Here is a 13,094-nt window from a genome sequence, read left to right as displayed (position 1 = left end):
CCGGACGGCAACACAAGCGAGACTGTGAAAGCAATTAGTAAGCCGCCATTGAGGGCGAGATACGGTTCGTCCACTCATGAGGATCAGCGGACAAAACTTGCGATGCGAGTAACGCTGCCTCGTCGATGACCCAGATAGTACAAAATAGCCGGGGTCAGATTAAGGGCCATCCGCAATGGTCGAAATCCATGCGTTTGGAAGCGTGCCGTATGCCGAAGGGCAGCCGCGCCTTGCATCCCACGAGCAATTTGGGATCCGAGGCGCGCCTTTTGCTTGGGTGCAGCCACGCATCGAACGGCGAGGGGGCAGCATGGCTCGCAACGTCATCGTCTTCTCAGACCCGCAAAAGCGGTGAAGAAGCCCCGCAAGGTATCGAGCGGCGAGAAGGAAATGCTCATGCCGATTGATCCGCACGCACATGAGCGCGCGCGGCTCATGGCCCGCGGGGAGCCGCCACTCGGTGTCAACGAGACACCGAACAGGCGAGGAACTTGCGCACCGGAGCGGGAATTGCTGGGGTGTGCCAGGTTGTCTGCTTTATGTCTTTGAAAATGTTAATACTTCCACTAAGGATGTCAACCATCGATGACAATTCGGGGATGTCGGCGAAAGGCGACATTTGCGATTGTCAGCGAACGACGACATATGCTATTGTAAGCGAGCGCTGACATTGGGGATGGCCATGCTTATCCGTACACCTGCCGACCTCGGCGCCGTCCTTCGCGACAGACGCAAACGCCTCAAGCTAGACCAGGCGACACTGGCCAAGCGGATCGGCGTCAGCCGTCAATGGGTGATTGAGGTCGAGCATGGTCATCCCCGCGCAGAGCTGGCTCTTGTCCTCCGTGCTCTCGACGTTCTCGGCATCCCGGTCGAGGCCAACACTGGAGGGCCCACCAGCCGCGGGTCTAGCTCCGCAGTTGATATCAACGCCATCGTCACCAAAGCCAAGAAAGGCAAGGCATAATGGCCGAGCTCATTGCACTCTTGGATGGTACCGAAGTCGGTCGCGTCCGCAGTGAGGCGCGCGGCCGGCTGACCTTCGTCTATGACAATGCATGGCGCAACGCGGAGGGGGCCTATCCCCTGTCGCTTTCGATGCCGCTTGCCGCCGAGGAGCACGGTCCAGCCACTGTTCGGTCGTTCTTGTGGGGGCTGCTTCCTGACAACGAGCAGGTGCTCGAGCGCTGGGCCAAGAAATTTCAGGTATCGGCGCGCAACGTGTTTGCCCTCATCTCTAACGTCGGTGAGGATTGCGCCGGGGCCATCCAGTTCGTCACGCCTGATCGATTGGGGACTCTGAAAACAGGCGAAGATGACAAGATCGAATGGCTGGATAAGCCGGAAATAGCAAATCGGCTTCGAGTCTTGCGCGAGGATCACGCTGCCTGGCGTCTGCCCCGCGACACGGGTCAATTCAGTCTTGCAGGCGCCCAGCCGAAAACTGCGCTTGTCCTCAAAGACAACAAATGGGGCATTCCGTCCGGGCGCATACCAACCACCCACATTTTGAAACCACCGACGGGCCATTTCGATGGTCACGCCGAGAATGAGCATATCTGCCTGCAGCTCGCACGCGAACTCGGGCTGCCAGCCGCTGAAACCAAGGTGATGCGCTTCGAACAGGAAATAGCGATCGTGGTTGAACGCTACGATCGGCAGGTCAGCGGGAACGACATTATCCGCGTTCATCAGGAAGATATCTGTCAGGCCATGGGCATCCCGCCGACCAAGAAATACCAGAACGAGGGCGGACCAACGCCTGCCGATGTGGTCGAGCTCTTGCGGACCTACTCGACAGACCGCGAGGCTGACCTTGAGACGTTCGTCAGCGCTTTGATCTTCAACTGGCTCATTGGGGGCTCTGATGCTCACGCCAAGAACTATTCATTGCTTCTGGCCAGCGGCGCTCTCGTGCGTCTCGCTCCCCTTTACGACATCGCCAGCATTCTTCCTTACGACCACGTCGATCAGCGCAAGATCAAACTCGCCATGAAAGTCGGGGGTGAATACAAGCTCGATCAAATTGGCTTGCGTCAGTGGCAAAAATTTGCACGCGAGACGCGTGTTGATGCGGACGTACTCATCGCTACGCTGAACTCCATGGCCGGGCAGATCCCTGACCTGGTGGCGGACATTCGCACGCGAGCGCAAAAGGAGGGATTGGAGAACGCTGTCATCGAGCGATTGGCAACGGCTTTGAGTACGCGAGCCAAGGATTGCGAACACGTTCTGAAGGGGATCTAGGATACGGATCATCCATCAATTGGAGGGAGCCGAACGCAAAGCTGCCGGTCTAGAATCATGATCTCGCGTTGAGTATTGCCGACGGGGGCTGGTGCGCTTGGGTAATTCGCTAGGGGGGACGCGTGTGGTATGTTTCAGCAGAGTTTTCCCATCTGACGCGGGGTCGCAGGTCCAGCTACCAGCGCCGACACTTCTGAAGAGAGCGAGCTTACGCGGACACACGAAATCGCTGTCCTGCTTTGTTGCCCGCCGGCAAGGTCGCCTTGGTGCGCTCTAACCGACCTGCCCATCACTCGTCCGAAGCTCGAAGAAATGTTCGAGCTGTATAAGGGGGCTTCGTTCCCACGCACTGGAGGCAGAGTATACGGTCCCGATTTGCCGCATCTTTGCAAGCTACTCAAAGCTCATCGCCGCCAACCGAGAGCTGGGCTGCAAGCTCGTGAGCAGCCGGGTTCGCCGGCCGTGCAGTCCGCTCGGCAGTCCGGCTCGGCGCGGGAGCTTCCCCCGACGCCTGGCTACCCCGAGCGCGGGAGCTTGGGCTACTTGGCCAGCAGATGCAAGAACCAGCATCGCCATCAACTGCCGGGCTCCTGTCACGCACCTGCGGCGCTTGAGCCTTTTGTTGATCTGAATACGCCCGCGCCGTCTGAAATGCGCGACGATGCTCATTTTGGCCGGCGCATCCTGCCAGAGCTCGCTCAGACACCTACGCTGCTCTTGAGTCTTTGGTTGACCTGAATGCGCTAACGCGGTCGGAGTTGCGCGACGATGCTGACTTGCGCCAGCGCACTCTGCCAGAGTCGCTAAGACATCTACGCTGAATCATTTGTTGATCCCGCCCTCGGCGTCCTCCGGCTGCTGCGATCTTTACGTCGCTCAGCAGGCGATCGCTCGTCACCGCGCTTACCTTCAAAACCGGCCGACCGCTCATGGGCAAAAAGCTTCAAACTGCCGTGCCGTTCAAGTGCCGGGAGCAAGAACGGCTCGCGACGAGCCGCTTACTGCAGAGCCGGTCAGAGGCGTCCCATACCACAATCAGTGCAGCGCGAATGGAAACCCCATAGGTCCGGCTCGGGCGCCGCGGCACGGCGGATCCCGATGCCCCGTCCACCGACAGTGGGCGGATCGCGTGCTTACGATGTCATCCCGTGACGGCGCAAAGCTCGTCCAGGAGTCGTCCCTTCTCACGCCGACCGCCCGCCCGATGACGCACGGCCAGGGCTGATGTGATCTCGCGCTTTTCGCGCATGCTGATCGTCCCTGCCGTAGCCGCCACCGAACTGATTCGGCAGCTCCGCCCCAGGCACGACTGGGAAGTTGTCCGGTAACATTTTTACGAGGCAATGCGCCCCTCGGCGACACGAGGATTACCGTCTCCTTGGATAGCCGATGAGAGAGCGAATGAACGAGGAACGAATCGCGGAAGGCTCGTCGTGGAGTTGCGAGACCGATCTGGATCAACTGCGGCTTGGCACCCATGCGTGCACCTGCGGCGCGGTATGCCGTTTTGCAACCAGAGCAATGACGAGTCGTCGGCTCACATGCCGCCGGAAGGGTTCATCGGCGGCGAGGACGGCGGGTCCTTAAACCCATGAAGCCCCGCGACGATTGAGAGCCGCGGGGCAGTTTCGTTTTGCAGATGTGGCGATGCATTGCTTCACGAGCGACGGCCTCGTCAGCTTCTGGAAAGCCTATCCATAATAAGGTCAGCTCAATTGATTTCTTGGACGTGAGGCTAGCGTGGACCCGTACAATTTCGATCCATCCAATCCAACAGCTTGGTCCCACGTGCAGCACGCCGTCTTGGAAGAGGACCAGGGGGGCCATGCCGGGCAAGAGGGCTTTGAGCAGCACTTGGCCGAGGCGCGCCCGCCCGATCCGGGTCCTGTCTCCAGTGGCGCCCGCAGCAGCCGCAACCACCATCCCCATCTCTCTGCAGACCATCGGGACATTATCGACAAGGCGATTGCCCAATATGCGGCTCAGAAAAACCCACAACGGACGACGGTTAAGCGCTATACTCAGGCGCTTCGCCGACTTGGAAATGATCTTGGCGCTCATCGCAAAACGATTGATCTGGGGGACCACGAGTCCCTGGTCCGTTACGTCAAGACTTACTTCCCGAATGACGAAGACATGAAGAAAGGGTTGGGTGTCCTTCGTGCGTATCATGATCCGAGCTATGTAACTTCTGGCGGGCGGCCGCGCACGATCCCTTCAGCGGAAGACGCGCCCCTCTCAGAGCGGCTTAATGCCAGTGGCATGACGTCGGGCAGTGCTGCTCGTCATGATCGTAGTCTTCGCAGATTTTCTAACGCGCTTAATCTTGCGGGCTACTCGATATCCGGCTTAGACCACGCTGCGCGCATTGAATTCGCTCAGAAGTTGTTCCCGAACGACGAGCTTCTATTGTTCGCATTAGGCAAGGTTCGCGATGCCGAGAACGTTTCCGGCCCGCGTGCATCTCGGAAGCCCCGCGGTCATGCTGTCCCGTCGCCCACATTGCATCTTTATCCCGATGACGCCCGCATCATTGATGGCCTGGAAAAGGCAGAGCTGAGCATGCTCAAACCCGAGGAGAAGAGCCGGAAAAAAGTTGTTCAAAATCTGGCCCGCAACCAACGAAGATTGGGTGCTTGGCTCCAAAGGGAGGGGCGGGGGAGCATAGTGAGCCGACTCACCGGCACCAGTGAGCAGCAAAAGTCGTTGAACGACGATCACACCGACTTTAAAAAATCCAGTCGAAATGCGGACATGGGCTTCGATCGGCTTAGGAACTACCTATTGCTCGTCGAGGCGAACGCTGCGCTGGGCGTCTGCCCTGAACAGGCGGGTGGGGAGCCGCGGCGTGGCGAGTCGAACTCAACGTGGTCGCCGCACCTGCCGTACGATTTTGAGTGGCCGACGCCGGAAGCGGTAACAGATGGGTCATCCGCGATCTACCGAGGCCTCGACTCCTTCGTTGATCTGCCGTACACACCGCAGGAGGTGCGGGACGATGCTCAGTCGGCGCCGGTGAGTGGGGCTGCCGCCAAACCGCCGCTCTTCACCGGACCGCCGGACGCGCCAGCTCAGTCGTCAGACATCTACCGCGGTCTCAACTCTTTCGTTGATCTGCCGTACACGCCGCAGAAGATGCGGGACGATGCTCAGTCAGCGCCGGTGAGTGGGGCTGCCGCCAAACCGCCGCTCTTCACCGGACCGCCGGACGCGCCAGCTCAGTCGTCAGACATCTACCGCGGTCTCAACTCTTTCGTTGATCTGCCGTACACGCCGCAGAAGATGCGGGACGATGCTCAGTCGGCGCCGGTGAGTGGGGCTGCCGCCAAACCGCCGCTCTTCACCGGACCGCCGGACGCGCCAGCTCAGTCGTCAGACATCTACCGCGGTCTCAACTCTTTCGTTGATCTGCCGTACACACCGCAGCAGATGCGAGACGATGCTCAGTCAGCGCCGGTGGGCGCGGCTGCCGCCAGACCGCCGCTCTTCAACGGACCATCGGACGCGCCAGCTCAGTCGCCAGACATTTTCCGCGGTCTTCAGTCTTTTGTTGATCTGCCGTACACGCCGCAGCAGATGCGAGACGATGCTCAGTCGACGCCGGTGAGTGGGGCTGCCGCTAGACCGCCGGTCTTCGCCGGACCGTCGGACGCGCCAGCTCACTCGTCAGACATCTACCGGGGTCTCAACTCTTTCGTTGATCTGCCGTACACACCGCAGCAGATGCAAGACGATGCTCAGTCAGCGCCGGTGCTCAGCCCTGCCGGTAAACCCGCCTTCTTCGTCGGGCGGTCGGGCGTACTTGAGGAGCTTGAGGACATCGGATCCCGAGTCGATGAGGATTGCCAGGATGGCTCCCAGCCGGTACCGGATTTCTTACTCGATGTCCTGGATAACATCGGGGTCCTGCCGACCCCGTTCAGCGGCCCAACCCAGGTCTCCATCAACGGTGAGACCAACTCGATCACATTGGGGCCGCGAGGACGCCGCGGTGCGCAATTCATCCATCATCCTCGCCCGACCTCTATGCCGGGTGCTCAGATCGACCCCTCGGCTACTGTTGCCTCTTCCGGCCACCGTAGCGGACCCGTGCTGGGCCCGACGCAGTGGCTGGGTGACCAACATATCCAACGGGACTATGAGCTCCTGGCGGAGGAGCTCCAGCAGAACAATCCGGATCTCGCCGCCCGGACGCGGTTCGTGGATCCCCTGATAGCCCAAATGTTGCGATCTCCCTCCAAGGAGGTCGCCGAACGAGCATTAGGGTGGGTTCGCCACGATACAGCCGACTTCCTGTTCCTGCCGGTAAGCGATGCCAGCAATACGGATAGACATCAGGGCGGCAGTCACTGGTCGCTGTTGCTGGTTGATCGCCGCGATCGTGGCCGGCCGGTCGCCTATCACTATGACTCTACCCAGGGATACAATGACAGGCCCGCAGCGGAACTCGCAGGACGGCTCGACGCTAACCTGCAACAGGCCCCGATAAGACAGCAGCAGAACAGTTATGACTGCGGCGTCTTTGTCCTGGACGGCACCAGGGAACTGGTTAGGCGATTGGCAGCAAGACGGCCGGACTTGAACCTCAACAATCTTGTCATCAGTCGGCAGGCACTGCGGGACCGACTAGGCGCTGGTGTCAGCTTCAACTGAATAGGCGCACGACCGAGTGAAATGCTGTTCTCGCCGATCGAAGATCCGCAATCGGTGTGCTCGCAGAGCATCATAGTGTCTCACGTGAGGAGCTGAGTACGCATACGACGAAGACCGCCTGATTGACGCATGCGCGCGGGCACAGCGAGCTCTACGATCGGTCGGGTGAAGGTCAGCGGCCTGCTGACCCGGCGGGCTTATCGGCCTGGCGCAGGAGCTTCCATTCCCAGGGCAGCAGTTCGTGCAGGCGCGACGCGGGAAGATCGGCGATCCAGACCAGGACCTCGGCGAGCCAGGCCTTGGGATCAAAGTCGTTGAGGCGATAGGTCGTGATCATCGTCAGCATGATGGCGGCACGGTCGGCGCCACGCTGGCTACCAGCGAAGGTCTAGTTGCGCCTTCCCCAAGGCAATGCCTCTGAATGCGCGCTCAGCGCATCCGTCAAGCAGATCTTGTCATCGTCGAGGAAGCGGGCGAAGTCGTCCCACCGCCTGAGCATGTAATTCATAAGCTTCAGGACCTCGGAGGAGCGCGAGAGGGTTTCGCGCTCTCGCAACAATCAGGCGTGCATATCCTCGAGAAGCGGCTTGCTCCTTTCCCTGGCGCAGGGCGCGCCGCTCGTCGGCGTCCCGGCCGTTGCTGGTGCGCTCGATCTCGCAAGCGGTCGTCATCAAGTGCGTTTGTGAACAGCACATTGCCACTCTGACGTTAAGCAGCCCAATGAGCGCATGCTAAGATACTTTCAGGCTCAGTTCCTGCGCCATCTCAGCAGCGATTGGGAATTGATCGAGCGTCGTCAGATTCTGAAGTAAGTGCGAAATCAGGGGCATCTGCGGAGATCTTGCCTAGGGTAGGCTCTATAGATCTTGTGAACTCCACGTTGCGGCTATACGTCATCGAAAGCACGCTCCGGGCCTTGGCCCACCGCACTTAGCGCGCCAGGGATATCGAACAAGGCTGCGCTCGCAATAATCTTCAAGCTCCAGGAGGCTGCCGCAAAAAGCTGGGTCGGTCGATGGCCACAAATAGTTGCCGAAACTCTTCCCGTAAATTCGCCGACGAATCAAGTCGTCAGACCGCGAATTCAATCCACTGCCGCCTAGCCCGTCGGGGCATCAACATTCACCGATGGTTCTTTATTCCACGATAAGTCACACGTCGGATCGAAAAACAAGTAATTGCAAGTCAGTTCTTCACCAGCTTGTACGTCACGCGCGGTTAAAATTCGGCAATGATCGTCTTGATATGTGTTTGGCTGACTGCTGTGGTTCATGAAGCGGGCATTGTCAGCATTGTACTCTATAACACCATCATTAGCCTTGTAGTCTCTTGGATAGGCATGCTTATCAAGTAGAGCTCGAAATGTTGGAGCTAGAGCTTCGTACTGCTCAGGCGTCACTGCGATGTCAACGATTGGGTTGTGAATCCAAATCAGCGAATCTTTGAGCAAAAGGGCGGCGGAGAAAAGTCCAATACCGCCAAACTGGTCTGGCTTTAAAACAGTTTCGACAATCAACATTGAAGAAGTCTCCCTAACACCCAGCAAGCTAACTGACCTGAGCCCCGAAATCTCCTGCACAAACCGGTAGGGTCGTCTAATCGCGCCTCCGTCCCAAATTGGGTTTTTTTCGCATTCGTTGCGACAGCGGCTGGCGGATCGCCTTTCGCGGTACCGCCATCTTGGCGGTGCTGGAAGGGGGCTGCAAGTCAGTGGGATTGCGAGCAAAGATCCGCGTTGATCAAGGCGGCGAGTTCATGTCGCGCGATCGTGACCCGTAAGCCTATCAGCGCGGCGATACGCTTCCTTTCTCACGGTCCGGCAAGCCGCCGGCAACGGCTTCATCGGGTCCTTCAAGAGCCGCTTTCGCGCTGACCGCTCAATGGCCACTGGTTCCTGTCCCTTGCGGATGCCCAGGACAGAAGTGGAGACATGGGCACATCGTTAGCGAAGGGCTACCCCGTGGGCGATCGGCAGTCGAACGCTGATTTCGCCGCACAACCACGTCGGCGTAACCAGCCCCCCATTGTAATCACGCGACAAAGCTCTAGTCTTGGGGTGGTCTAAAGCGCGGTCTCGCTGAAAGTCGCCACATGTGACTGCCGCTCGATGAAAGTTCGATGGCAGGTCAGGTGCAGGATAATTTCGCGGGCGTATGCACCGTATCGGTCACCTGTGAGCGACCTAGAGCTGGTGGTGCGCTCGTAGACTCCTGGTCATCGCCCGTGCCGCTTCCGCTGCGAGGCCGTCCTGTGAGGACGCCAGATCTGCACTAAGCGTTTGGCCGTAAGGGATTTGACGCGATCGGCGCGACGCGCGGCGAGGCTGGAGTCTAGGGTGCAGCATCCCGGTTTGGTGCTTAGCGGTAACGGAGAGGGGGCTCCGCAAAACGGCTGATCCTGCAGGTGAGCAAGGAGAGGCTTATGCGCTTTGTCCGAAGCCGCAGCCCGTCGTAGGCCGATTGTCTCAAGCTCATCGGCAAACTCGCCAGGCCAGCTGAAGGCGGCGCATGAACGAATTGCAATGTTCTCCGCATCGAGACCCCAGAGCGGACCTGAAGCCAGAGTAGATCTTTTCCCTAAATGGAAGGGCCCATCTCAAGCGCTCATGGCCACGAGGTAATCGAGCCATAACCAGAGCTGCCTTACTCGCTCGGCCCGTTCCTCTGAGGGCTTCTCGGCCAAGCCGTGATCGCGCCAGGTCTCCAAAGAGAGACGACACTCGTGCCAGAAAGTACTCCCCCCGCGCTCTATTCCTCAGCCCGGACACTGAAACACGCGACAAACGCACGGCACAGCCTGCGCACAATTGGTCCAGGCATCTTTCAATGTGGCGTTCGTCGATCCGCCGCTAGGGGCATGCAGACGCCTCGTGAACTTGATCGCCTCGCGCGAGTCGCGTCGGCCCGATGCTTGCGGGAGCCGCGGTGTGCCCGCCTGGTGCTACTTTCGGCCCGGCAGGCTTGCACGATCAGCTCAGGTAGAACATTGTCGCGGCGATCGTCAGTTGAAGCCGGCAGGAAGTGCGAAACGCCTCAACGTTCGCGCCGGCGAGCCTTGCCCTATGATTTGCCGGCATCAAAGTACGCGCGAGATGTGCGGTCGTTCACACATAATGGTCGCGATATGGCTTAGATGGGGCAGCAGCCTCGGGGTCGGAGTTCCTGGTGTTGACATTCAGCAGCGAAAGCTGGTCGCGGACAGATACAGCTTTGGTGCTCGGCAACCATGTTGCCGTGGCGATCGTCTTTGCGGCTCGTTCGCTATTTTGAGGGTCCTCCACACTCATCTGGCCGATTTGATCAGCCGGACAGAGGTCGCTGCGGCTTGCTCAGCTTCATCCTGCGCTGAAGCTCCTTGAGGAGAGGTCATCTCAGGTCGTCGTCTTCGACGGGCAGAGCAGTGCCGACGGCAGTCCGCGCTGAACCGAAACCTTATCCCGGAGGACGCGGTTCTCATCAAAGCGTCCAAAACCGGAGTAGCGACAGATAATTCACGGTCTATGCACTGCTCTTAAGGTTTCAGCGACTGTCTACGCCGAAAAATGCGAAGGGCATTGCTGACCGGCTTTCCGCGGGGACGTTGAATGCACATCTCAGGAGTATAACCACGACAAGGGCGTTGGCAGTAGCTTCGGGGTAGCACTGTGTGAGCTGCGGAACACGTCGGCTGGGCTAAGCGATGAAGATCGCGCACGGTATTCCGGACCATTGCTGACCCCTGAGATATGTACTGAAAGGCTCGAGGCGGATCGACGAGGTGCTGGGCAGCGCCTCGTCGGCCAGACGAGCTTTCTGCGGAACGCCACGGCCAGGATGTGCATCTGGGACTGATGGACGACCACACCCATCTGCAGCCAGCTAAGCTCAGCCGACGCGTGTTCGATGCGGGCAGGAACCAGCCTCTTTACTCCGAGGATGCTTCCCTGTCTCGGGGCCGAGGCCCCAATCAATGGCAATGCTGTAAAACGCAACGGCGATAAACACCGTAGGTGTTCTTCGCAGCTTTGGCGTTCGGAAGATCAAAGAAGATCGCTGTGCGGCTCAACGAGGAGCCGCACAGCGATGATGCGCGCAAGTTAATCGGGCGGGGTAGCGCTCACCCGGACCCCCCGGAACCGCGCCAAGCTCGCTGGCGCAAGCTATGCTACATTGATAACTCCAATACCGGAGCTATGTGGTCGGGTTCCTAATTCTTAGCGTGGGGATTGTCTCTCGGCATCTCCATTGCTTGGGTGATGGATGAGCCGCACGTCATTTGGGCCTCCCGGCCCCAAGAGGGCGGTGTAACGCTCGCCGAGAATATCGTAGTTTCTTGCCGGCTGCGCATCGTTCGGCAACTGGCCCCAGCGGCGAAGCATCGAGAGCATCGTGTCCGGAGCTGGTTGGTCGCCGTGCGAAAAATTCTTGGGAACGGCGAATGATGCAGCATAAATCTCGCGGGGCGCGGGGGACGTCCCCTCAGCCCTGGAGGAGGACGCCGGAGCGGCTTGCTCCATCGACCGTCCAAGCCGCGATGATGAGGCTCGGTTCGCTGGTTGCGCGCTGGGCTGCGGAGCGTTTTCCAGTCGAAATCCCAGAGGAATGGCAGCGCCTTGCGGAAGAGGGGTGCTTCGCCTCATCGTTGCCGCGGGCACGAACAGCGCCGTGTAGCGGTCATTGTGAACGATAAAACTGTTGGGTCGGCTGTCCTGGCTCGGCGCGACGTTGCTACGGTCAAGCGCAGCGGACGCGTGCTGGTCGCCCTGCCGGAAATTGAAGGGAATAACGGCCGGTTCTGAATCCAGCCCTTGGTGATGACCCTCGGTTGGCTCGACGGACGACGATGCGCCAGCGTTTCCCACCATCGCCCACAGCAGGTCCTGATCGTAGCCTTCGGGAAGGACGAGCCGATCGCTGGCCTGAAACGGTGCGCCGGCGTCTTCCATCAGCTCGCGAACGACTGAACTGCCGGGCTCGCTCACCTCGCGTCCGATGGCATCCCCTTCCGTATGGCTTAGTGTTCTTTGCCTCTTCGCAGGCCTCAACTCCCCGGTGTAGTCCTCACCCAAGAGGACCTCGTGACTTGAAGAGGGAGCGCTCCCGGTCAGCTCGTTCCGAGCCGGTTGGTAGCCGTCGCTCCAGTTGAGCTGAACGGCTTTTCCGCGGTCCGGTCCCTGGTGATCGCGCGCGGTTGGGAGAGACGATGTTAGGGTGGGTTCGCCCATCATCCCTCGCAGCGGGTCCTGATCGTGACCTTCCACAGGCAGCTCTACCGGCCAAGTCCAAGCTTCCCGCGGCGCGCTGTGCTGGGCAGCGGTGTCCCCGAGGTGTCTGGTGACGGCGTCTTCGGGATGAGGACCGTGAGCCCCCTGGTGCCCAAGTTCCAAGGCCTCGATGAGGCTACGCTCTTCCTCAGTCAGAGGAAAATAGTAGGGATCTGAAGAAGCGGGGATCTCTGCAACGGCAGGGGGATCAAGCTGCGGCACTTCATCCAAGTACGGCTCAAACTCCGCTTGCTGCTGTTGCGGTTGTGGCACCGCGGCGTGGTCACGGTCGAATGGGTTGATGCTGTTAAATGGGTCCATGTCAACTCCCCGGGGTTTGAGTCGATTCGCAATGCGGAGACGATAGTGGCGCTCTCTCTCGTTCTATTGGGATCAGCTGTCGAAAAGCTGACGCGCTTAGAGACTTACGGATTGCGATCTCAAATCAGTCATTTCGCCGCTTTGGACCGCGACTCGTGATGGGACCGAGCAGGCGGCATGGCTTTGCCCGTTCGGGACGAGCACAATGGCGTCGGCACTCTGACGCCGCGACCATCTCGGCAACTGATTGGGTCTCTTCAGTCAACCCGCACGTTTCGAGGCCACCTCGATCAGCTTGCACCATCAATTTTACGGTTTGTGGCGATAACGCTTTCTTGGCTCGCACGCTCGGTTGCCGCACCGCGGCGGATGCTCTCGATTGGATTGCAGTTCTCAGCTGGCTCTGGTGTCGCGCGCCATGGAAAACTGCCCCCTCGGCGTCATGAGGAATTGCCCCCTCCTCGGATAGCTGAGGAGAGAGTGAATGAAGCAGGAACGAATCACTGAAGGCTCGACGTGGAGTGATCCACGGGGGCAGGTGATGAAGACGCCGGATGACGTGGCGGAGATGTTGCGCCTGAGGGCGTGCGGGTGGGGTGTGAAGCGGATTGCGCGGCAGCTGGGCTGCAGC

The 13,094-nt window shown here is 59.6% G+C and carries 5 protein-coding genes and 1 pseudogene; 3 read left to right on the top strand and 3 right to left on the bottom strand.

The window, feature by feature from the left end; all coding sequences use genetic code 11:
* Positions 1-676: 676 nt before the first annotated feature.
* From I6F16_RS11990 to I6F16_RS38180, 3 genes are all read left to right on the top strand, one after another.
* Positions 677-967 (top strand): helix-turn-helix domain-containing protein, encoded by a 291-nt coding sequence (locus tag I6F16_RS11990; protein ID WP_225157461.1) that lies wholly within the window; start codon positions 677-679, stop codon positions 965-967.
* Positions 967-2,247: a type II toxin-antitoxin system HipA family toxin gene (locus I6F16_RS11985; RefSeq protein ID WP_225157460.1), complete on the top strand. Its 1,281-nt coding sequence runs from the start codon at positions 967-969 to the stop codon at positions 2,245-2,247. The genes I6F16_RS11990 and I6F16_RS11985 overlap by 1 nt, the downstream gene beginning before the upstream one ends.
* A 1,740-nt stretch (positions 2,248-3,987) precedes the next feature.
* Complete coding sequence (locus I6F16_RS38180) at positions 3,988-6,900, top strand: Ulp1 family isopeptidase (RefSeq protein WP_225173733.1); 2,913 nt, start codon at positions 3,988-3,990, stop codon at positions 6,898-6,900.
* 172 nt (positions 6,901-7,072) lie between these two features.
* Here the strand turns inward: I6F16_RS38180 and I6F16_RS11975 are convergent.
* The 3 genes and pseudogenes from I6F16_RS11975 to I6F16_RS11965 all read right to left on the bottom strand — a co-directional run.
* A pseudogene (locus I6F16_RS11975) lies at positions 7,073-7,556 on the bottom strand (transposase); the annotation flags it as partial.
* A gap of 443 nt (positions 7,557-7,999) precedes the next feature.
* A complete protein-coding gene (locus I6F16_RS11970) occupies positions 8,000-8,419 on the bottom strand; it encodes an SET domain-containing protein (protein ID WP_225173732.1) in 420 nt (139 codons plus the stop codon).
* A gap of 2,673 nt (positions 8,420-11,092) precedes the next feature.
* Positions 11,093-12,463, bottom strand: coding sequence for a hypothetical protein (locus tag I6F16_RS11965; RefSeq protein WP_225173731.1), 1,371 nt, complete (start codon positions 12,461-12,463; stop codon positions 11,093-11,095).
* Between the last annotated feature and the right edge of the window lie 631 nt (positions 12,464-13,094).

This window comes from Bradyrhizobium sp. IC4060 (assembly GCF_020193715.1).
Taxonomy (GTDB): Bacteria; Pseudomonadota; Alphaproteobacteria; order Rhizobiales; family Xanthobacteraceae; genus Bradyrhizobium; species Bradyrhizobium yuanmingense.
The sequence above is the reverse complement of the archived record's forward strand: the minus strand, read 5'-3'. Positions and strand labels throughout refer to the sequence as shown.

Coding starts and splice junctions, on each gene's coding strand:
- I6F16_RS11990 (WP_225157461.1), top strand. CDS start 677: ATGGCCATGCTTATCCGTACACCTGCCGACCTCGGCGCCGTCCTTCGC.
- I6F16_RS11985 (WP_225157460.1), top strand. CDS start 967: ATGGCCGAGCTCATTGCACTCTTGGATGGTACCGAAGTCGGTCGCGTC.
- I6F16_RS11970 (WP_225173732.1), bottom strand. CDS start 8,419: ATGTTGATTGTCGAAACTGTTTTAAAGCCAGACCAGTTTGGCGGTATT.
- I6F16_RS11965 (WP_225173731.1), bottom strand. CDS start 12,463: ATGGACCCATTTAACAGCATCAACCCATTCGACCGTGACCACGCCGCG.